The following is a 20,095-nucleotide window of genomic DNA, read 5'->3' as shown; positions in this document are numbered from 1 at the left end:
TCAGTGGTGGGTCATCCCCGGGGGGTGAGCCCGAGGGACGGGTCCTGACATGGGTCACCACGGACGATCACGACAGCCCTGGTTCACATCGGAGACGCAACCCGTGTGTACCGCTGGTCATCGGCCCGGTGGACCGGCGTAAGGCAGTTCACGTGAGAATGAGCAAGCCAATACGCATAACGAACCAGCAGGGTACCCCTGAAGACCTGGAAGGGTCAAAACGCGGTCCGCGATCCCGTCTCGACGGGGGTTGCGGCGCACTCCGGTTCGGTCCTGGGTGGGGACCCCGTAGTTCGTACTGGGTCCAGAGTAACCCGGATCGGACGCAGCGAACGCCGGGCCAGCAATCCGGCCAGCGAGCACAGGGTCACCATGTCCTTGAAAGCACGCCGCTTGTGCTCGAACTCCGAGGGCCACGGGATGCCCGCGGTCTGGGGCACCAGGGCCAGCCAGAACCAGGGCGAGCGCGGCATCGAGCCCGCCCGCACCCCCGACACCAGCAGCAGCGGGAGCACCACCAGCAGGTAGTGGTCGAAGGACGGCCGCGACACCAGGAATGCGGCCAGCATCACCATGCAGGCCGTCTCCACCAGCCTCAGCTCACCCCGGTCCCCGTCCGTCTCCACGGGCCGCCGCCACCGCCGCCAGGCCGCCCACAGACCGCACCCGGCCCCCGCGAAGGCCAGCAGCACCGCCAGCGGCGCCGGCACCCCCAGCCGCGGCAGCGCCGCGATCGGCGAGGCGTCCCAGGGCAGCGCGTAGGAGTCCTGGCCGTGCAGCAGGAACGGCAGCGTCTTGGTGAAGAACAGCATCGGGTGCGGCATCATCAGCGCCCCGGCCAGCGACAGCCCCAGCGGTACGCCCACCGCCACCGCCAGTCCCCGCCACTGCCGCGCGAGGACGAAGAGCAGCCCGATCGGCACCAGCATCGGCTTGCACGCGATGGCCAGGCCCACCACCAGCCCGGCGGCCCCCCAGGAGCGCCGGTGCGCCAGCAGCAGCGCCACCGGCAGGGCGGCGGCCGAGATGGCCGTCCAGTTCCCGATGAGCACGAGGTTGATGTACGGCTTGTAGGCCAGCGCGAACAGTCCGAAGCCGCCCACCGCGAGCCGGGAGCGCACCGGCACCGAGAACAGTTTCAGCGCGGCCCACCAGCCGATCCCGACCAGCCCGGTCATCCCCAGCGGCAGCACGCAGCGCAGCAGCGGGGCCGGCAGCAGCGCCTCGGGGATCGCCATGATGACGGCGCTGGGGAGGTAGAGGAAGCGCTTGTCCTCGTACGGGGACACCCCCGCGAGCAGGGCGTCCGCCGCCTTGACGACGAAGGCGTTGTCCGAGCCCCAGTTCACCCGCAGGCTCGCCGAGACCGCGACCGCGAGCAGGATCACCAGGGTCACGGCCCGCCAGGACCGGGGGGCGGGCCGCAGCAGCCACGCCACCCGCCGGTCCCAGGAGGACGGGGTGTCCCACTTCATGACCCACACACTCGGCCGCAACCCCACGACGACTTCCCCTCGACCAAGCCGGGGGGAGGCCTCCCCCTAGCGCTTGCGCTCGACCCTACGTTCGTCCCAGACGGGCTCCGTAGTCTCCCGCACAACACCGTCCGAACCGAAGACCAGATAACGGTCAAATGTGCGGGCGAACCACCGGTCGTGCGTGACGCACAACACAGTGCCCTCGTAGGCCTCCAGCCCGTCCTGCAGCGCCTCCGCCGATTCCAGGTCCAGGTTGTCCGTCGGCTCGTCCAGGAGCAGCGCCGTCGTACCCGCCAGTTCCAGCAGCAGGATCTGGAAACGCGCCTGCTGGCCGCCCGAGAGCCTCTCGAAGGGCTGGTCCCCCTGGCGCTCCAGCTCGTAGCGGCGCAGGGCGCCCATCGCCTGGCCCAGCGGCTTCGCCGCCTCCGTCCACAGGATGTCGACGAGTGTGCGGCCGAACAGCTCGGGGTGGGCGTGGGTCTGCGCGAAGTGGCCGGGCACCACGCGGGCGCCGAGCTTCCACGTACCCGTGTGCTTGACGTCCTCCCCCGCCATCAGGCGCAGGAAGTGGGACTTCCCGGAGCCGTTCGAGCCCAGGACCGCGACCCGCTCCCCGTAGAAGACCTCCAGGGAGAAGGGCTTCATCAGCCCGGTGAGCTCCAGGTTCTCCACCGTGAGCGCGCGCACGCCCGTACGGCCGCCCTTGAGCCGCATCCGGATGTCCTGCTCGCGCGGCGGCTCGGGCGGCGGGCCCGCGTCCTCGAACTTCTTGAAGCGGGTCTGCATCGCGTGGTACCGCGAGGCCATGTCCGGGCTGCTCGCAGCCTGGCCGCGCAGTCGCAGCACCAGGGCCTTCAGCCGGGCGTGCTCCTCGTCCCAGCGCCGCTTGAGCTCCTCGAAGCGCGCGAAGCGCTCCTTGCGGGCGTCGTGGAAGGTGGAGAAGCCCTCGCCGTGGATCCACACGTCCGAGCCGTTCGGGCTCGCCTCCAGGCTGATGATCTTCTCGGCGGCCTGGGTCAGCAGCTCCCGGTCGTGGCTGACGAAGAGCACCGTCTTGCGGGTGGCCTTCAGCTGGTCCTCCAGCCACCGCTTGCCCGGGACGTCCAGGTAGTTGTCCGGCTCGTCGAGCAGCAGCACCTCGTCCGGCCCGCGCAGCAGCGCCTCCAGCACCAGGCGCTTCTGCTCACCGCCCGAGAGCGTGCGCACCTCGCGGAACTGCGCCGAGTCGTACGGGATCGCCAGCGCGGCCATCGTGCAGACGTCCCACAGGGTCTCCGCCTCGTACCCCTGGACGTCCGCCCAGTCGCTCAGCGCCTGCGCGTAGGCCATCTGGGCGGCCTCGTCGTCCACGGTCAGGATCAGCTGCTCGGCGTGGTCCACGGCCTTCGCGGCGGCGCGGATCCGCGGCTGGGCCACCGAGACCAGGAGGTCCCGTACGGTCGTCTCGTCCCGTACGGAGCCCACGAACTGCGACATCACGCCGAGGCCGCCGGAGACGGTGACGCCGCCGCCGTGCGGCTGGAGCTCACCGGAGATCATCTTCAGCAGTGTGGTCTTGCCGGCCCCGTTCGCCCCGACGAGGGCGACGACCGCTCCCTCCCCCACCCGGAAGGAGACGTCGGGGAGCAGAACCCGCCCGTCGGGAAGGTAGTACTCCAGGTGGCTGGCTTCGAGATGTCCCATGCCGGGCATTGTCCAGGTCCGCCACCGTTCCACCCAAACTGATTAGCAGCAGCCCTTGCCCGGCAGGGTGCGCAGGTTCCGCGCCTCCTTGCTGCGGGCGGCCAGCAGCTCGTCGGCCGGGTAGCCGACCTCCTCCAGGGTCAGCCCGTGCGGCTTGACCACGTGCACCGAGGAGTCCCGTACGGCCGCGGCCAGCACCTTGCCGGGCCAGTCGGTCGTCCGGTGGCCGTCGCCGACGTGCAGCAGGGCTCCGACCAGCGAGCGCACCATGTTGTGGCAGAAGGCGTCGGCGCGGACGGTCGCGGTGATGATCCCCTCCGCGTCCCGCTCCCAGCTGAGCTGCTGGAGCGTACGGATGGTCGTGGCCCCCTCGCGCTTCTTGCAGTACGCGGCGAAGTCGTGCTCCCCGACCAGCTGGGCGGCGGCCTCGTTCATGGCGTCCACGTCCAGGGGCCACTGGTACCAGAGCACGTGCCCGCGGCGCAGCGGGTCGACGCCGGCCTGGTGGTCGCCGACGCGGTAGGCGTAGCGGCGCCAGATCGCGGAGAACCGCGCGTTGAACCCGGCGGGGGCCTCGGCGGCCTTCCACACCCGGACGTCGTGCGGCAGCCGGCCCGCGAGGCGCCGCAGCAGCTTGTCCTGGTGCTCGGCCCACACCTCGTCGCGTACGTCGAACTGTGCGACCTGCCCGCGCGCGTGCACGCCCGCGTCGGTACGCCCGGCCACGGTCAGCTCGACCGGGTCGGGAAGCCGCATCACGGTCTGCAGCGCGGATTCCAGCTCGCCCTGGACGGTCCGCAGCACGCGCTGCTTCGCCCAGCCGGAGAAGTCCTTGCCGTCGTAGCTCAGGTCCAGCCTGACCCGGACGTGTCCGGGCTCCACCTCGTCACTCACGTGAGCGATCCTCTCAGACATACGGAAACGCAAAACGGGCCCGCCCCGGAAGGGGCGGGCCCGTTCAGAGCCGATCAAGCGAGCTCCGATCCCGAAGGATCAGGCCTCCTTGGTCTCCTCGGCGGTGACCTCGACAGCCTCCGCCTCCTTGACCGCGCGCTTGGTGGCGGCCTCGGCCTCACCAGTGGCCTGCTGGGCGACCGTAAGGGCCTCGACCAGCTCGATCACGGCCATCGGGGCGTTGTCGCCACGACGGTTGCCGATCTTGGTGATGCGCGTGTAACCACCGGGGCGGTTCTCGTAGCGCGGGGCGATCTCGGTGAACAGCGTGTGCACGATGCTCTTGTCCGTGATCGTCTGCAGCACCAGGCGACGGTTGTGGATGTCGCCCTTCTTGGCCTTGGTCACCAGACGCTCGGCGTAGGGACGCAGGCGACGGGCCTTGGCCTCGGTGGTGGTGATGCGGCCGTGCTCGAAGAGCGCCTTCGCGAGGTTCGCGAGGAGGTGCTTCTCGTGCGCGGCGCTGCCGCCCAGACGGGCACCCTTTGCGGGACGCGGCATGGTCATACTCCTTCATATCTGCACCGGCCGTGTCAGGTACCGGTGTCAGTTCCCCCGCGGCGGATGCCGCGGGAAAGTTCTTAGTACTGCTCGGGCTCGACGTTGCGATCCCCTGGGCCGGAGCCCAGCCGACTAGTACTGCTCGGTCTCGACGAAACCGGCGTCCGCGTCGTCGTCGGCGCCGAAGGCGTCGGCAGCGGCGGTCGGGTCGAATCCGGGCGGGCTGTCCTTGAGGGCCAGGCCCATGCCGGCGAGCTTCGCCTTGACCTCGTCGATCGACTTCGCACCGAAGTTGCGGATGTCGAGCAGGTCGGCCTCGGAGCGGGCGACGAGCTCACCCACGGAGTGGATGCCCTCGCGCTTGAGGCAGTTGTACGAGCGGACCGTGAGCTCGAGCTCCTCGATCGGCAGCGCCAGATCGGCGGCCAGGGCCGCGTCCGTCGGCGAGGGGCCCATGTCGATGCCCTCGGCGTCGATGTTGAGCTCGCGCGCCAGACCGAACAGCTCGACCAGGGTCTTACCGGCGGACGCCATGGCGTCGCGCGGGCGCATGGCCTGCTTGGTCTCGACGTCGACGATCAGCTTGTCGAAGTCGGTGCGCTGCTCGACTCGGGTCGCCTCGACCTTGTAGGTGACCTTGAGGACCGGGCTGTAGATGGAGTCGATCGGGATGCGACCGATCTCCTGGCCCAGCTGCTTGTTCTGGACGGCGGAGACGTAGCCGCGACCGCGCTCGACGGTCAGCTCCATCTCCAGCTTGCCCTTGCCGTTGAGCGTGGCGAGGACCAGGTCCGGGTTGTGCACCTCGACACCGGCCGGGGGCGCGATGTCGGCAGCGGTGACCAGGCCGGGACCCTGCTTGCGCAGGTACATCACGACCGGCTCGTCGTGCTCCGAGGAGACGACCAGCTGCTTGATGTTGAGGATGATGTCGGTGACGTCTTCCTTGACACCCGGCACGGTGGTGAACTCGTGCAGGACGCCGTCCACGCGGATGCTGGTGACAGCGGCACCCGGGATCGAGGACAGGAGCGTGCGGCGCAGCGAGTTGCCGAGGGTGTAGCCGAAGCCCGGCTCGAGCGGCTCGATCACGAACCGCGAGCGGTACTCGTCGACGACCTCTTCGGTCAGCGAGGGGCGCTGAGCGATAAGCATGTGGATTCCTTCATTCGTGGACGCCCACTATTTGACGCCCGACGGATGCGGCCCCGATGGGTGCACGGGTCCGCTCACACGTGGCACTACGAACTACAAGGGTACGGGCGGTACGTCCCCCGCGAAGGGTTCGTACCGCCCGGACACTCAAAGACGCACAGGCGCGAAGCCCGGCGCCGCCGAATCAGACGCGGCGACGCTTGGGCGGACGGCAGCCGTTGTGCGGGGTGGGGGTGACGTCCTGGATCGAGCCGACCTCGAGGCCAGTGGCCTGGAGGGAGCGGATCGCGGTCTCACGGCCGGAGCCGGGACCCTTGACGAAGACGTCGACCTTGCGCATGCCGTGCTCCTGCGCGCGACGGGCGGCCGACTCAGCGGCCATCTGCGCGGCGAAGGGGGTGGACTTGCGCGAGCCCTTGAAGCCGACGTGGCCGGCGGAGGCCCAGGAGATCACGTTGCCCGCGGGGTCCGTGATCGAAACGATGGTGTTGTTGAACGTGCTCTTGATGTGGGCGTGCCCATGAGCGACGTTCTTCTTTTCCTTGCGGCGCACCTTCTTGGCAGCGCCCTGACGACCCTTGGGGGGCATCTAAATCTCCTACGGGAGGTGGTCGGTCCTACAGCGCAAGACCGCTGAACAGGACTACTTCTTGCCCGGCTTCTTCTTACCGGCGATCGCGCGACGCGGACCCTTGCGGGTACGGGCGTTCGTGCTGGTGCGCTGACCGTGCACGGGCAGGCCACGACGGTGGCGAACACCCTGGTAGCACTGGATCTCGACCTTGCGGCGGATGTCGGCCTGGATCTCGCGGCGGAGGTCACCCTCGGTGCGGAGGTTGGCGTCCACGTACTCGCGGATCTTGACCAGGTCTTCTTCGGCCAGGTCACGAACGCGGGTGTCGGGGTTCACACCGGTGGCCGCAAGGATTTCCTTGGACCGGGTGCGACCGACACCGAAGACGTAGGTGAGTGCGATCTCCACACGCTTTTCGCGCGGGATGTCAACACCGGAAACGCGTGCCATTCAATGGCTCCTGTGTGTTCGGGGGTCTTCAGCAGAACCGAACCCCGGCCGCCGACCACACCTGATGGGTGGTGGTACGTCCGGGTCCCCGGCCCCCGCCGGAGGTGCCGCCGGCCCTGGTCGGGGCTAGGCGGGTTCTGCGTATGTACGTTTTCTTACGTCGCGCGAAGAGCTGCGTAGTGCAGGTCGGTCGGCGTGCGTCAGCCCTGGCGCTGCTTGTGGCGCAGGTTGTCGCAGATGACCATGACCCGACCGTGACGGCGGATCACCTTGCACTTGTCGCAGATCTTCTTGACGCTCGGCTTGACCTTCATGTTGGTGAGGTTCTCCGGGTCAGTGCCACCACCCGCGCCGGGACGGAATGTCCGGACGGGAGTGAAGACAAGATCTACTTGTATCGGTAGACGATCCGGCCACGCGTCAGGTCGTACGGAGACAGCTCCACGACGACCCGGTCATCAGGGAGGATGCGGATGTAGTGCATGCGCATCTTGCCGCTGATGTGCGCGAGGACTTTGTGACCGTTCTGGAGTTCCACCTTGAACATCGCGTTCGGGAGGGACTCGATCACGGTGCCCTCGATTTCGATGGCACCTTGCTTCTTGGCCACGCTTCGCCTTTCGAATCGGCTACCTTGATCAGCTCCCCCGCCTTCGCATGAGGACATGCGGGTGCAAAGGAGCCGACGAGTCAGTCTACGTCAGGGCCCACCGAAAGACGAATCCGGAAAGTGTGCCCTACAGGATAGATCATCAATCCTGGTCAGCGCGGTCGACCGGCCGCCCGGCCCTACCGCCCGCCCTAGCCCAGCGGGTCGGGCGCGGTGGTGATGCCGTACTCCGCCAGCTTCGCCTTGCCGCAGTCCGGGGAGGTCAGCACGATCGGGCCCTCCTCGGTCAGGGCGATGGAGTGCTCCCAGTGCGAGGACCAGGTGCCGTCCGTGGTGATGACCGTCCAGTCGTCCGCCAGTACCTCCGTCTGGGCGGTGCCCAAGGAGACCATCGGCTCGATCGCCAGGCACAGGCCCGGGACCAGCTTGATCCCCTTGCCGCGCTTGCGGGAGACGTAGTTCAGCAGGTGGGGGTCCATGTGCATCTCGGAACCGATGCCGTGGCCGCCGTAGTCCTCGATGATCCCGAACTTGCCGAGGCTGTGCTCACCCGTGGAGGGGCGCGGCTGGCGCTTGATGTACGTCTCGATCGCCTTCGAGATGTCCACGAGCCGGTTGCCGAGCTTCATGGCGGCGATCCCGGCCCACATGGACTCCTCGGTCACCCGGGAGAGCTCCAGCAGCTCAGGCGCGTGCCCAGTGCCCACGAAGGCGGTGTACGCGGCGTCGCCGTGCCAGCCGTCGACGATCGCACCGGCGTCGATCGAGATGATGTCGCCGTCCTTGAGGACGGTCTTGTCGTCCGGGATGCCGTGGACGACGACCTCGTTGGCCGAGGTGCAGATGGTCGCGGGGAAGCCCCCGTAGCCGAGGAAGTTCGACTTGGCGCCGGCGTCCGCGATGACCTTGCGGGCCACCATGTCCAGATCCCGCGTCGTGGCGCCGGGCACGGCCGCCTCACGGGTCGCCGCGTGGATCGCGGCGACGACCAGCCCCGCCTCGCGCATCTTCGCGATCTGCTCGGGGGTCTTGATCTGGACCATGGGAATTGCCTTCCACCTTCGGTTCGACGGTCGCATCAACAGTACGGCCGCGGCGTCCTGGGGACACCGCGGCCGTGGCTGCACTAAGGAAAACACTGCGCTGCGGGGGAACGCAGCAACTACTTCTTCAGGGCGTCCATCGCGCGCTGCGTGACGTCCTTGACCTCGCCCAGCGCCGGGATCGTCGACACGAGGCCCTGGGCCTTGTAGTAGTCGATGATCGGCTCGGTCTGGGTGTGGTAGACCTCGAGCCGGTTGCGCACCGCGTCCTCGGACTGGTCCTCGCGGACGTACAGCTCGCCGCCGCAGACGTCGCAGACGCCTTCGACCTTCGGCGGGGCGTACGCGACGTGGAACACGTGCGAGCCGTCGTTGCGGCAGGTGCGCCGCCCGGCGAGACGCTTGACGACCTCGTCCTCCTCGACCTCCAGGTCGAGGACGGCGTCGAGGTTCATGCCCTCGGCCTTCAGCATCACGTCGAGGGCCTCGGCCTGCGACACGTTGCGCGGGAACCCGTCGAGCAGGAAACCGCCCGCGGCGTCCGCCTGCTCCATGCGGTCCTTGGCCATGCCGATGGTGATCTCGTCCGGGACGAGGTCGCCGGCGTCCATGAACGCCTTCGCACGACGGCCGAGCTCGGTGCCCTGACTGATGTTGGCCCGGAACAGGTCACCCGTGGAGATGTGCGGGATCGACAGGGTCTTGGCAAGCACGGCCGCCTGCGTTCCCTTGCCCGCACCGGGCGGTCCGACGAGGACGATTCGCATCAGCGGAGGAACCCTTCGTAATTACGCTGCTGGAGCTGGCTCTCGATCTGCTTCACGGTTTCCAGACCCACACCCACGATGATCAGGATGCTCGTCCCGCCGAACGGGAAGCTCTGGTTCGCTCCGAAGCCCGCCAACGCCATCGTCGGCACGAGAGCAATGAGACCCAGGTACAGCGACCCCGGCCAGGTGATCCGGTTGAGTACGTAGCTCAAGTACTCGGCGGTAGGCCGACCGGCGCGGATACCCGGGATGAAGCCACCATACTTCTTCATGTTGTCGGCAACTTCCTCGGGGTTGAACGAGATCGCCACGTAGAAGAACGCGAAGAAGACGATCAGGAGGAAGTACGCGGCGATGTAGTACGGGTGGTCGCCCTTGACGAAGTGCTTCTGGATCCACGTGGCCCAGCCGGCGGTGGAACCGCTGAACTGGACGATCAGTGCCGGGATGTACAGCAGCGACGAGGCGAAGATGACCGGGATGACACCGGCCTGGTTCACCTTGAGCGGGATGTACGTCGAGGTACCGCCGTAAGCACGGCGGCCGATCATGCGCTTCGCGTACTGGACGGGGATCCGTCGCTGCGCCTGTTCGACGAAGACCACCAGGGCCACCATCGCGAGGCCGACCAGGATGACGATGCCGAACTCGACCCAGCCACCCGCGATCTTGCCCTGGAGCTTGATCTGCCAGAGGGCGCCGACGAAGCCCGCGGCGATCGAGATGAACATCAGGATCGACATGCCGTTGCCGATACCGCGGTCGGTGATGAGCTCACCGAGCCACATGACGAGGCAGGTACCGGCGGTCATGGTGAGCACCATGACGACGGTGGTGAAGATCGACCGGTCGGGGACGATCTGGTCCTTGACCGCGCAGCCCTGGAAAAGGGCGCCGCTGCGGGCAGTGGCGACGAGGCCGGTGCCCTGCAGGATCGCGAGCGCGACCGTCAGATAGCGCGTGTACTGAGTGATCTTCGACGTGCCGGCCTGACCCTCTTTTTTGAGGTTCTCCAGCTTCGGGATGACCACGGTCAGCAGCTGCAGAATGATGCTCGCCGTGATGTACGGCATGATGCCGAGCGCAAAGATCGTGATCTGCAGCAGCGCACCGCCGCTGAACATGTTGACGAGACCGAAGAGGCTGTTGCTGCTCCCGGCCGAGTCGACACAGATCTGAACGTTCTTGTAGCTCACACCAGGTACGGGCACATGCGACCCGAGCCGATACAGCACGATGATGCCGAGCGTGAAAAGCAGCTTCTTGCGCAGGTCGGGCGTCTTGAACGCCCGGGCGAACGCGGTGAGCACGGTGCCTCCTGCGACCCCCGCGCTACTGCGTCAGAGGTGACGGTCTGAGGGATCGACGAATAAAGACAAGCAAAGGTGCAGGCCACCATACCGGCGTCTGCGCCCCCCGTGGAACGACCAACCGGGGATGCCCCATATGTGAGGCATCCCCGGTCGGGTTTCTAGCTATTTGTCACTGAGTTCGTCTTAGACGAGCTCGGTCACGGTGCCACCAGCGGCGGCAATCTTCTCCTTGGCGGAGCCGGAAACGGCGTCAACCGAAACCTGCAGCGCCACGGAGATCTCGCCCTGGCCCAGGACCTTGACGAGGCTGTTCTTGCGAACCGCGCCCTTGGCGACCAGGTCGGCCACCGTGACCTCTCCACCCTCGGGGTAGAGAGCGCCGAGCTTGTCCAGGTTCACGACCTGGAACTCGGTGCGGAACGGGTTCTTGAAGCCCTTGAGCTTCGGCAGACGCATGTGGAGGGGCATCTGCCCACCCTCGAAGCGCTGCGGGATCTGGTAACGGGCCTTCTGGCCCTTGGTACCACGACCAGCCGTCTTACCCTTCGACGCCTCACCACGACCGACACGGGTCTTCGCGGTCTTGGCGCCGGGGGCGGGACGGAGGTTGTGGGCCTTCAGCGGGCTGCTTTCAGCCATGTTAGTCAACCTCCTCAACCGTCACGAGGTGGCGGACGGTGTGAACCATTCCGCGGAACTCGGGGCGGTCCTCCTTGACGACGACGTCGTTCAGGCGCTTGAGCCCGAGCGAACGCAGCGTGTCGCGGTGGTTCTGCTTGCTGCCGATGTACGACTTGATCTGCGTGACCTTGAGGCGAGCCATTACGCACCCGCCCCAGCACGCGCACGGAGCAGAGCCGCGGGAGCGACGTCCTCGAGGGGCAGACCACGGCGAGCCGCGATCTCCTCGGGACGCTGCAGGCCCTTGAGGGCCGCCACGGTCGCGTGCACGATGTTGATCGCGTTGGAAGAGCCGAGCGACTTCGACAGGATGTCGTGAACGCCGGCGCACTCCAGAACGGCGCGCACCGGGCCACCGGCGATAACACCGGTACCAGGGGCGGCCGGCTTCAGCAGCACGACGCCCGCGGCGCGCTCGCCCGTGATCGGGTGAGGAATGGTGCCCTGGATGCGCGGAACCTTGAAGAAGGACTTCTTGGCTTCCTCGACACCCTTGGCGATGGCCGCGGGAACTTCCTTGGCCTTGCCGTAACCGACACCTACAGTGCCGTCACCGTCGCCCACCACGACCAGCGCGGTGAAGCTGAAGCGGCGACCACCCTTGACAACCTTGGCGACGCGGTTGATCGCGACAACGCGCTCAACGTAAGCGGTCTTCTCGGCGGCAGGGCCACCGTCGCGACCCTTCCGGTCCCGCCGCTCGCCGCCACCGGCACCGCTTCCGCGGCGCTGGGGTCCAGCCATTGGATTACCTCTCTCTGTTACGTCCGTGAGTCCCGGAAAACGGGGCTTAGAACTTCAGCCCGGCTTCGCGGGCGGCGTCAGCCAGAGCGGCAATGCGCCCGGCGTATCGGTTGCCACCGCGGTCGAACACGACGGTCTCGACACCCGCGGCCTTGGCACGCTCGGCGACGAGTGCGCCGACAGCCTGGGCCTGCGAGCTCTTGTCGCCTTCGCCACCACGGATCGAAGCGTCCAGGGTCGACGCCGACGCCAGGGTGTGACCCTGGAGGTCGTCGATGACCTGAGCAACGATGTTGCGGTTGGAACGCGTCACGACGAGGCGCGGACGCTCCGCCGTACCCGAGACGTTCTTGCGGATGCGGATGTGGCGACGGGCCTTGGCGGCACGCTTGTACGCGTCGCCCTTGGCGATCTTTACACCGTATGCCATGGCTACTTACCAGCCTTTCCGACCTTGCGGCGGATGACTTCGCCGGCGTACTTGACACCCTTGGCCTTGTACGGGTCGGGCTTCCGCAGCTTGCGGATGTTGGCGGCGACCTCGCCGACCTTCTGCTTGTCGATGCCCTCGACCGAGAACTTGGTGGGCGACTCGACCTTGAAGGAGATGCCCTCGGGCGCCTCGATCAGGATCGGGTGGCTGTAGCCAAGCTGGAACTCCAGGTTGGAGCCCTTCGCGGCGACGCGGTAACCGACACCGCTGATCTCAAGAGCCTTGACGTAACCCGTGGTCACGCCGGTGATCATGTTCGCCACCAGCGTGCGGGACAGGCCGTGCAGGGCCTTGTTCTGACGCTCGTCGTTGGGACGAACGACGTTCAGAACGCCGTCCTCACCCTTGACGATCTCGATCGGCGCCTTGATGGTCAGCGCGAGGGAACCCTTGGGGCCCTTCACAGCGACCGCCTGGCCGTCGATGGTGACGTCCACACCGGCGGGAACCTGGATGGGGAGCTTGCCGATTCGCGACATTGCTTTTCCTCCGTTCCCGACTACCAGACGTAGGCGAGGACTTCCCCACCTACGCCCTTCTTGCCTGCCTGCTGGCCGGTGAGCAGACCGTGGGACGTGGAGATGATCGCCACGCCCAGGCCGCCGAGCACCTTCGGCAGGTTGGTGGACTTTGCGTACACACGCAGACCGGGCTTCGAGATCCGCTTGATGCCCGCAATGGAGCGCTCACGGTTCGGCCCGAACTTCAGCTCGAGGACGAGGTTCTTGCCGACCTCGGCGTCCTCGACCTTCCAGCCGGTGATGAAACCCTCTTGCTTGAGGATCTCTGCGATGTGCGACTTGATCTTGCTGTGCGGCATCACCACGGTGTCGTGGTACGCCGAGTTAGCGTTACGCAGACGCGTGAGCATGTCTGCGATCGGGTCAGTCATGGTCATGAAGTGGCCTTCGGCCTCTCTCGCCGGGGTTTCCTGTATGCGCCATCCCTCTCCCCACTCAGTGGCGGGACGGGTGCGGTGCGGGGACCTACGGCGTAGTAAGTCGTTATGGGCGGCGGACGCCCAACCACACAAGCCTAAGGCATGCGCGGCCGGGCATCCGCCGACCAGATGCTTACCGAGAGTGCCTGGAAGTTCCCAAGTCCTTGCGGACGAGAGGGAATTACCAGGAGCTCTTGGTCACGCCCGGCAGCTCGCCACGGTGAGCCATCTCACGAAGGCACACGCGGCACAGGCCGAACTTGCGGTACACGGAGTGGGGGCGACCGCAGCGCTGGCAGCGGGTGTACGCACGCACACCGAACTTGGGCTTGCGGGCAGCCTTCGCGATGAGAGCCTTCTTCGCCATCTCGCTTACGCCTCCTTGAAGGGGAAGCCGAGGTGACGAAGGAGGGCGCGGCCCTCGTCGTCGTTGGTCGCCGTGGTGACCACGGTGATGTCCATACCCCGGGTACGGTCGATCTTGTCCTGGTCGATCTCGTGGAACATGACCTGCTCCGTGAGACCGAAGGTGTAGTTGCCACGGCCGTCGAACTGCTTCGGCGACAGACCACGGAAGTCACGGATACGCGGCAGCGCGAGCGACAGCGTACGGTCCAGGAACTCCCACATGCGGTCACCGCGGAGGGTGACGTGGCAGCCGATCGGCTGACCCTCACGCAGCTTGAACTGCGCGATGGACTTGCGGGCCTTCGTGACGGCCGGCTTCTGACCGGTGATCGTCGTCAGGTCCTTGATGGCGCCGTCGATCAGCTTGGAGTCGCGGGCGGCGTCGCCCACACCCATGTTGACCACGATCTTCACGAGGCCGGGAATCTGCATGACGTTCTCGTAGGAGAACTCTTCACGCAGCTTGCCCGCGATGTCCTCGCGGTACTTCGTCTTGAGACGCGGAGTGGTAGCCATCAGATGTCCTCACCCGTCCGCTTGGCAACGCGGATCTTGTTGCCCTCGTCGTCGAAGCGGAAGCCGACGCGGGTAACGACCTTCTGGCCGTCCTTCTCCACAACCAGCTGAACGTTGCTGACGTGGATCGGCGCCTCGGTGATCACGATGCCACCGGTCTGCGAACCACCAGCGGTCTGACCGGCCTTGGTGTGCTTCTTGACCCGGTTGACACCCTCGACCAGGACGCGGTTCTCAGTAGGGATGGCCAGAATGACCTTGCCCTGCTTGCCCTTGTCCTTACCGGTGATGACCTGAACCAGGTCGCCCTTCTTGATCTTCATGCTTACAGCACCTCCGGCGCGAGCGAGATGATCTTCATGAACTTCTTCTCGCGCAGCTCACGGCCCACCGGGCCGAAGATACGGGTGCCACGAGGGTCGCCGTCGTTCTTCAGAATGACGGCGGCGTTCTCGTCGAAGCGGATGTACGAGCCGTCCTGGCGGCGGCGTTCCTTCACGGTGCGAACGATGACCGCCTTGACGACGTCACCCTTCTTCACGTTGCCACCGGGGATCGCGTCCTTGACGGTGGCAACGATGACGTCACCGATGCCCGCGTAGCGGCGACCGGAACCACCGAGAACACGGATGCAAAGGATCTCCTTGGCACCAGTGTTGTCGGCGACACGCAGTCGCGACTCCTGCTGGATCACGTCTATCTCCTGTTTGTCTGCCGGTTCCCGGCGGGGGCATCACTCCGAAGAGCTACCGCCCCCACCGAGCCTGGCGGAACGAACCTGAGGGGCCCCCGGGCTTGATGCCCGGGGCCTCAGATACTTACTTGGCCTTCTCGAGGATCTCGACGATGCGCCAGCGCTTGCTCGCCGACAGCGGACGCGTCTCCATGATGAGGACGCGGTCGCCGACGCCGGCAGCGTTCTGCTCGTCGTGAGCCTTGAGCTTGTTCGTACGGCGGATGACCTTGCCGTACAGGGCGTGCTTCACGCGGTCCTCGACGGCGACGACGACAGTCTTGTCCATCTTGTCGCTGACGACGAGGCCCTCACGGGTCTTGCGGAAGCCGCGGTCCTGGGTCTCAGTCACATTCTTCTCGCTCATCAGGCGCTCTCCACCGTCTCGATGCCGAGCTCGCGCTCGTGCATCAGGGTGTAGATCCGGGCGATGTCCTTGCGGACGGAACGGAGCCGGCCGTTGTTCTCGAGCTGGCCCGTGGCAGCCTGGAAGCGAAGCTTGAACAGCTCTTCCTTGGCCTCGCGCAGCTTGCCAACGAGCTCCTCGTTGCCGAGCTCACGCAGCTCGGACGCCTTGGTTCCCGTCGCCATCACGACTCACCTGCCTCGCGCCGAACAATCCGGCACTTCATCGGAAGCTTGTGAGCAGCGCGGGTGAGCGCCTCACGAGCAATCTTCTCGTTCGGGTAGGACAGCTCGAACATGACCCGGCCCGGGTGCACGTTCGCGATCCACCACTCGGGAGAACCCTTACCGGAACCCATGCGGGTCTCGGCAGGCTTCTTCGTCAGGGGACGGTCCGGGTAAATGTTGATCCAGACCTTGCCGCCACGCTTGATGTGGCGGGTCATCGCGATACGAGCCGCCTCGATCTGGCGGTTCGTCACGTAGGCGGGGGTAAGCGCCTGGATGCCGTACTCGCCGAACGAGACCTCAGTACCGCCCTTGGCCATACCACGGCGCTTCGGGTGGTGCTGCTTGCGGTGCTTGACCCTACGAGGGATCAGCATGTCGGTCAGGCCTCCGTTCCGGTGCTCTCGGCCGGAGCGGCGGCGGGAGCGTCGGCCTTGGGGGCCTCGGCACCAGCAGCCTGCTGCGGCTTGCGGCCACCACGGCCGCCGCGCTCGCCACCACGGCCACCACGGCCGGCGGGACGGTCGCCAGCGCCTGCGGCACCACGGGCCGGGCGGTTACCCGCACGGGCCGCAGCGTTCTCGGCGCGAACCTCGGCGATGTTCTTGACGTCGCCCTTGTAGATCCAGACCTTCACACCGATACGGCCGAAGGTGGTCTTGGCCTCGAAGAAGCCGTAGTCCACGTTCGCGCGGAGGGTGTGCAGCGGCACACGGCCTTCGCGGTAGAACTCGGAGCGGGACATCTCGGCGCCGCCGAGGCGACCGCCACACTGGATCTTGATGCCCTTGGCGCCGGCCTTCATCGTGCCCTGCATGCTCTTACGCATGGCGCGACGGAAGGAGACGCGGGAGGAGAGCTGCTCGGCAACGGCCTGGGCAACCAGCTGAGCGTCGAGCTCGGGGTTCTTGACCTCGAGGATGTTCAGCTGGACCTGCTTGCCCGTGAGCTTCTCGAGGTCACCGCGGATGCGGTCGGCCTCGGCGCCACGGCGGCCGATGACGATGCCCGGACGAGCGGTGTGGATGTCCACACGCACGCGGTCACGGGTGCGCTCGATCTCAACCTTCGAGATGCCGGCGCGCTCCATGCCGGACGTCATCATCCTGCGGATGGCGACGTCTTCCTTGACGTAGTCCTTGTACAGCTTGTCGGCGTACCAACGCGACTTGAAGTCGGTGGTGATGCCGAGCCGGAACCCGTGCGGGTTTACCTTCTGGCCCATTACCGGGAACCTTCCTTGCTGCTGACGACCACGGTGATGTGGCTGGTCCGCTTGCGGATCCGGTAGGCACGGCCCTGTGCACGCGGACGGAACCGCTTCAGGGTCGGGCCCTCGTCCACGTACGCCTCGCTGATGACCAGCGTGGAGGCGTCCGGGTGGTTGTAGTTGTGTGCGGCGTTGGCAATGGCGCTGTCGAGCACCTTGCCAACCGGCACGCTCGCGGCCTGCGGGGCGAAACGCAGGACCGCCTGAGCCTCCGTGGCATCCATGCCACGGATAAGGTCCACCACTCGGCGGGCCTTCATGGGCGTGACGCGGATGTACCGCGCCTGGGCCCTGGCTTCCATGGTTGTCCCTTCGGTGTAAGTCATAGTCGTAACCACCCCGCCTTTAGCGGCGCTTCGACTTCCGGTCGTCCTTGACGTGGCCGCGGAAGGTGCGAGTCGGCGAGAACTCGCCGAGCTTGTGGCCGACCATCGACTCGGTGACGAACACCGGGACGTGGATCTTGCCGTTGTGCACCGCGATGGTGTGACCCAGCATGGCCGGGATGATCATCGAGCGACGGGACCAGGTCTTGATGACGTTCTTGGTACCGGCTTCGTTCTGTACGTCCACCTTCTTGATGAGGTGTCCGTCGACGAAGGGTCCCTTCTTGAGACTGCGCGGCATCTAAACCCGCTCCTAGCGCTTCTTGTTCGTCTTGCGGCGGCGGACGATGTACTTGCTCGAAGCCTTCTTCGGCGAGCGAGTACGACCCTCCTTCTGACCCCACGGGGAGACCGGGTGGCGACCACCACTGGTCTTACCCTCACCACCACCGTGCGGGTGGTCGACCGGGTTCATCGCGACACCGCGGACGGAGGGGCGAACGCCCTTCCAGCGCATACGGCCGGCCTTGCCCCAGTTGATGTTCGACTGCTCGGCGTTGCCGACCTCGCCGACCGTGGCGCGGCAGCGGGCGTCGACGAGACGGATCTCACCGGACGGCATACGAAGGTGGGCCATGGTGCCCTCCTTCGCCAGCAGCTGCACGGAGGCACCAGCGGAGCGGGCGAACTTCGCGCCACCACCGGGACGGAGCTCGATCGCGTGGATCGTGGTACCGACCGGGATGTTGCGGAGCGCCAGGTTGTTGCCGGGCTTGATGTCGGCCGTCGGGCCGTTCTCAATCCGGTCACCCTGCTTCAGGTTCTTCGGCGCAATGATGTAGCGCTTCTCACCGTCGGCGTAGTGCAGGAGCGCGATGCGCGCCGTGCGGTTGGGGTCGTACTCGATGTGCGCGACCTTCGCCGGCACGCCGTCCTTGTCGTGACGACGGAAGTCGATCACACGGTAGGCGCGCTTGTGGCCGCCACCCTGGTGTCGAACCGTGATCCGACCGGTGTTGTTACGGCCGCCCTTGCTGTGCAGGGGGCGGACCAGCGACTTCTCCGGCGTGGACCGCGTGATCTCGACAAAGTCGGCGACGCTGGAGCCACGACGGCCCGGGGTCGTCGGCTTGTACTTGCGGATACCCATTTCTCAGTCCTCGTCCGATTCCGGACGACTAGACCTCCGTTAGGAGGCCTGGCCGCCGAAGATGTCGATTCGGTCGCCCTCAGCGAGGGTCACGATGGCGCGCTTGGTGTCAGCGCGCTTGCCGAAACCGGTCTTGGTGCGCTTGCGCTTACCCTGACGGTTGATCGTGTTGACCCCGGTGACCTTGACCCCGAAGACCGCCTCGACGGCCTGCTTGATCTGGGTCTTGTTGGAGCCGGGCGCGACGATGAACGTGTACTTGTTCTCGTCCAGCAGCGCGTAGCTCTTCTCCGAGACAACCGGCTTGATCAGCAGGTCGCGCGGGTCAGTGAAGGTCTTGCTGGTAACGGTCGCCTCAGACATCAGGCGTCGCTCCCTTCGGTCTCATCGGCCTTGGGGCCAGACACGAAGGACTCGAAAGCGGTCTGAGTGAAGACCACGTCGTCAGAGACGATCACGTCGTACGTGTTCAGCTGGCCCGGCTCCAGGATGTGAACCTGGGGCAGGTTGCGGGCGGACAGCCACGCGGCCTCTTCGGAGCGGTCGACGACCAGGAGCAGGTTCTTGCGCTCCGAGATCTTGCCGAACAGCGTCTTGGCGGCCTTCGTGGAGGCGGCACCCTCGACCACGCCGGTGACGACGTGGATGCGGGAGTGACGCGCGCGGTCCGAGAGGGCACCGCGGAGAGCGGCGGCCTTCATCTTCTTCGGGGTCCGCTGCGAGTAGTCACGCGGCTGCGGGCCGTGAACGACGCCACCGCCGACGAACTGCGGAGCGCGGGTCGAACCCTGGCGCGCGCGGCCGGTGCCCTTCTGGCGGTACGGCTTGCGGCCACCACCACGGACTTCGCCACGACGCTTGGTCTTGTGCGTGCCCTGACGGGCAGCAGCCAGCTGAGCGACAACGACCTGGTGGATCAGCGGAACGCTGGTCTTCGCGTCGAAGATCTCCGCGGGGAGCTCGACGGTACCGGCCTTGTCGCCTGCCGGCGAAAGGATGTCAATGGTGCTCATTACCTCAAGCCCCCTTGGCCGCGGTACGGACCAGGACGAGGCCGCCGTTCGGACCGGGGACCGCACCCTTGATCAGGAGCAGACCCTTCTCCGCGTCAACCGCGTGGATGGTCAGGTTCTGGGTGGTGACACGCTCGTTACCCATACGACCGGCCATGCGCATGCCCTTGAAGACACGCCCAGGGGTGGCACAGCCACCGATCGAACCGGGGGAGCGGTGCTTGCGCTGCACGCCGTGGCCGGCGCCGAGGCCCTTGAAGTTGTGACGCTTCATGACACCGGCGAAGCCCTTGCCCTTGCTGTTGCCCGTGACGTCAACCTTGACGCCGGACTCGAACACAGCAGCGGTGATCTCCTGGCCGAGCGTGTACTCGCTGGCGTCGGAGGTGCGGAGCTCCACCAGGTGGCGGCGCGGGGTTACATCGGCCTTGGCGAAGTGACCCTTGAGGGGCTTGTTCACCTTGCGCGGGTCAATCTCGCCGAAGGCGATCTGGACCGACTCGTAGCCATCGATGTCGTTCTTACGGACCTGGGTAACGACGCAGGGCCCAGCCTTGACGACAGTGACCGGGACGACACGGTTGTTCTCGTCCCAGACCTGGGTCATGCCGAGCTTCTCGCCCAGGACGCCCTTGATCTGCTTTGCCATCTTCTCCG

General features: G+C 66.5%; 32 protein-coding genes. All 32 read right to left on the bottom strand.

Features of this window, described 5'->3' with window-relative positions:
- Window positions 1-215 precede the first annotated feature (215 nt).
- The gene (locus OG490_RS22550) at window positions 216-1,475 is read right to left on the bottom strand and encodes a glycosyltransferase family 87 protein (protein WP_330298087.1); all 1,260 of its coding nucleotides are present in this window, start codon (window positions 1,473-1,475) and stop codon (window positions 216-218) included.
- Between the two features lie 66 nt (window positions 1,476-1,541).
- The gene (locus OG490_RS22545) at window positions 1,542-3,170 is read right to left on the bottom strand and encodes an ABC-F family ATP-binding cassette domain-containing protein (protein WP_330298086.1); all 1,629 of its coding nucleotides are present in this window, start codon (window positions 3,168-3,170) and stop codon (window positions 1,542-1,544) included.
- Window positions 3,171-3,203: 33 nt separating this feature from the next.
- Complete coding sequence (gene truA / locus OG490_RS22540) at window positions 3,204-4,055, bottom strand: tRNA pseudouridine(38-40) synthase TruA (protein ID WP_330298085.1); 852 nt, start codon at window positions 4,053-4,055, stop codon at window positions 3,204-3,206.
- A 99-nt stretch (window positions 4,056-4,154) separates the two neighbouring features.
- Window positions 4,155-4,616 carry a 50S ribosomal protein L17 gene (rplQ, locus tag OG490_RS22535; RefSeq protein WP_330298084.1) on the bottom strand — a complete coding sequence of 154 codons (462 nt, stop codon included), beginning with the start codon at window positions 4,614-4,616 and terminating at the stop codon, window positions 4,155-4,157.
- A gap of 132 nt (window positions 4,617-4,748) precedes the next feature.
- Complete coding sequence (locus tag OG490_RS22530) at window positions 4,749-5,771, bottom strand: DNA-directed RNA polymerase subunit alpha (RefSeq protein WP_008739666.1); 1,023 nt, start codon at window positions 5,769-5,771, stop codon at window positions 4,749-4,751.
- 184 nt (window positions 5,772-5,955) lie between these two features.
- On the bottom strand, window positions 5,956-6,360 hold the full coding sequence (rpsK, locus tag OG490_RS22525) for a 30S ribosomal protein S11 (RefSeq protein WP_006376016.1): 405 nt from the start codon (window positions 6,358-6,360) through the stop codon (window positions 5,956-5,958).
- 54 nt (window positions 6,361-6,414) lie between these two features.
- Entirely contained in the window at window positions 6,415-6,795 is a 381-nt protein-coding gene (rpsM, locus tag OG490_RS22520) for a 30S ribosomal protein S13 (protein WP_053682609.1), read from the bottom strand.
- 200 nt (window positions 6,796-6,995) lie between these two features.
- Complete coding sequence (gene rpmJ / locus OG490_RS22515; protein WP_003956441.1) at window positions 6,996-7,109, bottom strand: 50S ribosomal protein L36; 114 nt, start codon at window positions 7,107-7,109, stop codon at window positions 6,996-6,998.
- 74 nt (window positions 7,110-7,183) lie between these two features.
- On the bottom strand, window positions 7,184-7,405 hold the full coding sequence (gene infA / locus OG490_RS22510) for a translation initiation factor IF-1 (protein ID WP_003956442.1): 222 nt from the start codon (window positions 7,403-7,405) through the stop codon (window positions 7,184-7,186).
- A 191-nt stretch (window positions 7,406-7,596) separates the two neighbouring features.
- Window positions 7,597-8,448 (bottom strand): type I methionyl aminopeptidase, encoded by an 852-nt coding sequence (gene map / locus OG490_RS22505; RefSeq protein WP_330298083.1) that lies wholly within the window; start codon window positions 8,446-8,448, stop codon window positions 7,597-7,599.
- A 119-nt stretch (window positions 8,449-8,567) separates the two neighbouring features.
- Window positions 8,568-9,215 carry an adenylate kinase gene (locus tag OG490_RS22500; RefSeq protein WP_330298082.1) on the bottom strand — a complete coding sequence of 216 codons (648 nt, stop codon included), beginning with the start codon at window positions 9,213-9,215 and terminating at the stop codon, window positions 8,568-8,570.
- Window positions 9,215-10,528 carry a preprotein translocase subunit SecY gene (gene secY / locus OG490_RS22495; protein ID WP_330298081.1) on the bottom strand — a complete coding sequence of 438 codons (1,314 nt, stop codon included), beginning with the start codon at window positions 10,526-10,528 and terminating at the stop codon, window positions 9,215-9,217. The genes OG490_RS22500 and secY overlap by 1 nt, the downstream gene beginning before the upstream one ends.
- A gap of 186 nt (window positions 10,529-10,714) precedes the next feature.
- A complete protein-coding gene (gene rplO / locus OG490_RS22490) occupies window positions 10,715-11,170 on the bottom strand; it encodes a 50S ribosomal protein L15 (RefSeq protein ID WP_330298080.1) in 456 nt (151 codons plus the stop codon).
- Between the two features lies 1 nt (window position 11,171).
- Window positions 11,172-11,354, bottom strand: a complete 183-nt coding sequence (gene rpmD, locus OG490_RS22485; RefSeq protein ID WP_112447741.1) for a 50S ribosomal protein L30 — start codon at window positions 11,352-11,354, stop codon at window positions 11,172-11,174.
- On the bottom strand, window positions 11,354-11,956 hold the full coding sequence (gene rpsE, locus OG490_RS22480; RefSeq protein WP_008739695.1) for a 30S ribosomal protein S5: 603 nt from the start codon (window positions 11,954-11,956) through the stop codon (window positions 11,354-11,356). The genes rpmD and rpsE overlap by 1 nt, the downstream gene beginning before the upstream one ends.
- Window positions 11,957-12,002: 46 nt before the next feature.
- Window positions 12,003-12,386, bottom strand: a complete 384-nt coding sequence (gene rplR / locus OG490_RS22475) for a 50S ribosomal protein L18 (protein WP_030008471.1) — start codon at window positions 12,384-12,386, stop codon at window positions 12,003-12,005.
- Between the two features lie 2 nt (window positions 12,387-12,388).
- On the bottom strand, window positions 12,389-12,928 hold the full coding sequence (gene rplF / locus OG490_RS22470; RefSeq protein ID WP_330298079.1) for a 50S ribosomal protein L6: 540 nt from the start codon (window positions 12,926-12,928) through the stop codon (window positions 12,389-12,391).
- Window positions 12,929-12,948: 20 nt separating this feature from the next.
- Window positions 12,949-13,347, bottom strand: a complete 399-nt coding sequence (rpsH, locus tag OG490_RS22465) for a 30S ribosomal protein S8 (RefSeq protein ID WP_007265911.1) — start codon at window positions 13,345-13,347, stop codon at window positions 12,949-12,951.
- Window positions 13,348-13,570: 223 nt separating this feature from the next.
- A complete protein-coding gene (locus OG490_RS22460; protein ID WP_003956452.1) occupies window positions 13,571-13,756 on the bottom strand; it encodes a type Z 30S ribosomal protein S14 in 186 nt (61 codons plus the stop codon).
- A gap of 5 nt (window positions 13,757-13,761) precedes the next feature.
- Complete coding sequence (gene rplE / locus OG490_RS22455; RefSeq protein ID WP_030388859.1) at window positions 13,762-14,313, bottom strand: 50S ribosomal protein L5; 552 nt, start codon at window positions 14,311-14,313, stop codon at window positions 13,762-13,764.
- Window positions 14,313-14,636, bottom strand: a complete 324-nt coding sequence (rplX, locus tag OG490_RS22450) for a 50S ribosomal protein L24 (RefSeq protein ID WP_215023444.1) — start codon at window positions 14,634-14,636, stop codon at window positions 14,313-14,315. Before rplX ends, rplE begins: the two co-directional genes overlap by 1 nt.
- 2 nt (window positions 14,637-14,638) lie before the next feature.
- Entirely contained in the window at window positions 14,639-15,007 is a 369-nt protein-coding gene (gene rplN / locus OG490_RS22445) for a 50S ribosomal protein L14 (RefSeq protein ID WP_003956455.1), read from the bottom strand.
- A gap of 124 nt (window positions 15,008-15,131) precedes the next feature.
- Window positions 15,132-15,413, bottom strand: a complete 282-nt coding sequence (rpsQ, locus tag OG490_RS22440; protein WP_053682619.1) for a 30S ribosomal protein S17 — start codon at window positions 15,411-15,413, stop codon at window positions 15,132-15,134.
- Window positions 15,413-15,637, bottom strand: a complete 225-nt coding sequence (gene rpmC / locus OG490_RS22435) for a 50S ribosomal protein L29 (protein WP_073912892.1) — start codon at window positions 15,635-15,637, stop codon at window positions 15,413-15,415. Before rpmC ends, rpsQ begins: the two co-directional genes overlap by 1 nt.
- Window positions 15,637-16,056: a 50S ribosomal protein L16 gene (gene rplP, locus OG490_RS22430; RefSeq protein WP_030026326.1), complete on the bottom strand. Its 420-nt coding sequence runs from the start codon at window positions 16,054-16,056 to the stop codon at window positions 15,637-15,639. The genes rpmC and rplP overlap by 1 nt, the downstream gene beginning before the upstream one ends.
- Before the next feature lie 5 nt (window positions 16,057-16,061).
- A complete protein-coding gene (rpsC, locus tag OG490_RS22425; RefSeq protein ID WP_266626437.1) occupies window positions 16,062-16,904 on the bottom strand; it encodes a 30S ribosomal protein S3 in 843 nt (280 codons plus the stop codon).
- On the bottom strand, window positions 16,904-17,251 hold the full coding sequence (rplV, locus tag OG490_RS22420; RefSeq protein WP_007265904.1) for a 50S ribosomal protein L22: 348 nt from the start codon (window positions 17,249-17,251) through the stop codon (window positions 16,904-16,906). The genes rpsC and rplV overlap by 1 nt, the downstream gene beginning before the upstream one ends.
- A 43-nt stretch (window positions 17,252-17,294) precedes the next feature.
- On the bottom strand, window positions 17,295-17,576 hold the full coding sequence (gene rpsS / locus OG490_RS22415) for a 30S ribosomal protein S19 (protein ID WP_023539342.1): 282 nt from the start codon (window positions 17,574-17,576) through the stop codon (window positions 17,295-17,297).
- A gap of 12 nt (window positions 17,577-17,588) precedes the next feature.
- Window positions 17,589-18,425, bottom strand: a complete 837-nt coding sequence (rplB, locus tag OG490_RS22410; protein ID WP_112447748.1) for a 50S ribosomal protein L2 — start codon at window positions 18,423-18,425, stop codon at window positions 17,589-17,591.
- A gap of 39 nt (window positions 18,426-18,464) precedes the next feature.
- On the bottom strand, window positions 18,465-18,788 hold the full coding sequence (gene rplW, locus OG490_RS22405) for a 50S ribosomal protein L23 (RefSeq protein ID WP_030154694.1): 324 nt from the start codon (window positions 18,786-18,788) through the stop codon (window positions 18,465-18,467).
- Complete coding sequence (rplD, locus tag OG490_RS22400) at window positions 18,788-19,438, bottom strand: 50S ribosomal protein L4 (RefSeq protein WP_254387363.1); 651 nt, start codon at window positions 19,436-19,438, stop codon at window positions 18,788-18,790. Before rplD ends, rplW begins: the two co-directional genes overlap by 1 nt.
- A gap of 4 nt (window positions 19,439-19,442) precedes the next feature.
- Complete coding sequence (gene rplC, locus OG490_RS22395) at window positions 19,443-20,087, bottom strand: 50S ribosomal protein L3 (protein ID WP_215015311.1); 645 nt, start codon at window positions 20,085-20,087, stop codon at window positions 19,443-19,445.
- Window positions 20,088-20,095 lie beyond the last annotated feature (8 nt).

This window comes from Streptomyces sp. NBC_00503 (assembly GCF_036346895.1).
Classification (GTDB): domain Bacteria; phylum Actinomycetota; class Actinomycetes; order Streptomycetales; family Streptomycetaceae; genus Streptomyces.
Note: the sequence above shows the minus strand (reverse complement) of the source record. Positions and strands in the feature narration are given on the sequence as shown.

Bases quoted from the DNA above. Each gene is read 5' to 3' on its own strand.
- OG490_RS22550 (WP_330298087.1), bottom strand. From the start codon at position 1,475: ATGAAGTGGGACACCCCGTCCTCCTGGGACCGGCGGGTGGCGTGGCTG.
- OG490_RS22545 (WP_330298086.1), bottom strand. From the start codon at position 3,170: ATGCCCGGCATGGGACATCTCGAAGCCAGCCACCTGGAGTACTACCTT.
- rplQ (WP_330298084.1), bottom strand. From the start codon at position 4,616: ATGCCGCGTCCCGCAAAGGGTGCCCGTCTGGGCGGCAGCGCCGCGCAC.
- OG490_RS22530 (WP_008739666.1), bottom strand. From the start codon at position 5,771: ATGCTTATCGCTCAGCGCCCCTCGCTGACCGAAGAGGTCGTCGACGAG.
- rpsK (WP_006376016.1), bottom strand. From the start codon at position 6,360: ATGCCCCCCAAGGGTCGTCAGGGCGCTGCCAAGAAGGTGCGCCGCAAG.
- rpsM (WP_053682609.1), bottom strand. From the start codon at position 6,795: ATGGCACGCGTTTCCGGTGTTGACATCCCGCGCGAAAAGCGTGTGGAG.
- rpmJ (WP_003956441.1), bottom strand. From the start codon at position 7,109: ATGAAGGTCAAGCCGAGCGTCAAGAAGATCTGCGACAAGTGCAAGGTG.
- map (WP_330298083.1), bottom strand. From the start codon at position 8,448: ATGGTCCAGATCAAGACCCCCGAGCAGATCGCGAAGATGCGCGAGGCG.
- OG490_RS22500 (WP_330298082.1), bottom strand. From the start codon at position 9,215: ATGCGAATCGTCCTCGTCGGACCGCCCGGTGCGGGCAAGGGAACGCAG.
- rplO (WP_330298080.1), bottom strand. From the start codon at position 11,170: ATGGCTGAAAGCAGCCCGCTGAAGGCCCACAACCTCCGTCCCGCCCCC.
- rpmD (WP_112447741.1), bottom strand. From the start codon at position 11,354: ATGGCTCGCCTCAAGGTCACGCAGATCAAGTCGTACATCGGCAGCAAG.
- rpsE (WP_008739695.1), bottom strand. From the start codon at position 11,956: ATGGCTGGACCCCAGCGCCGCGGAAGCGGTGCCGGTGGCGGCGAGCGG.
- rplR (WP_030008471.1), bottom strand. From the start codon at position 12,386: ATGGCATACGGTGTAAAGATCGCCAAGGGCGACGCGTACAAGCGTGCC.
- rplF (WP_330298079.1), bottom strand. From the start codon at position 12,928: ATGTCGCGAATCGGCAAGCTCCCCATCCAGGTTCCCGCCGGTGTGGAC.
- rpsH (WP_007265911.1), bottom strand. From the start codon at position 13,347: ATGACCATGACTGACCCGATCGCAGACATGCTCACGCGTCTGCGTAAC.
- OG490_RS22460 (WP_003956452.1), bottom strand. From the start codon at position 13,756: ATGGCGAAGAAGGCTCTCATCGCGAAGGCTGCCCGCAAGCCCAAGTTC.
- rplE (WP_030388859.1), bottom strand. From the start codon at position 14,313: ATGGCTACCACTCCGCGTCTCAAGACGAAGTACCGCGAGGACATCGCG.
- rplX (WP_215023444.1), bottom strand. From the start codon at position 14,636: ATGAAGATCAAGAAGGGCGACCTGGTTCAGGTCATCACCGGTAAGGAC.
- rpsQ (WP_053682619.1), bottom strand. From the start codon at position 15,413: ATGAGCGAGAAGAATGTGACTGAGACCCAGGACCGCGGCTTCCGCAAG.
- rpmC (WP_073912892.1), bottom strand. From the start codon at position 15,637: ATGGCGACGGGAACCAAGGCGTCCGAGCTGCGTGAGCTCGGCAACGAG.
- rplP (WP_030026326.1), bottom strand. From the start codon at position 16,056: ATGCTGATCCCTCGTAGGGTCAAGCACCGCAAGCAGCACCACCCGAAG.
- rpsC (WP_266626437.1), bottom strand. From the start codon at position 16,904: ATGGGCCAGAAGGTAAACCCGCACGGGTTCCGGCTCGGCATCACCACC.
- rplV (WP_007265904.1), bottom strand. From the start codon at position 17,251: ATGGAAGCCAGGGCCCAGGCGCGGTACATCCGCGTCACGCCCATGAAG.
- rpsS (WP_023539342.1), bottom strand. From the start codon at position 17,576: ATGCCGCGCAGTCTCAAGAAGGGACCCTTCGTCGACGGACACCTCATC.
- rplB (WP_112447748.1), bottom strand. From the start codon at position 18,425: ATGGGTATCCGCAAGTACAAGCCGACGACCCCGGGCCGTCGTGGCTCC.
- rplW (WP_030154694.1), bottom strand. From the start codon at position 18,788: ATGTCTGAGGCGACCGTTACCAGCAAGACCTTCACTGACCCGCGCGAC.
- rplD (WP_254387363.1), bottom strand. From the start codon at position 19,438: ATGAGCACCATTGACATCCTTTCGCCGGCAGGCGACAAGGCCGGTACC.
- rplC (WP_215015311.1), bottom strand. From the start codon at position 20,087: ATGGCAAAGCAGATCAAGGGCGTCCTGGGCGAGAAGCTCGGCATGACC.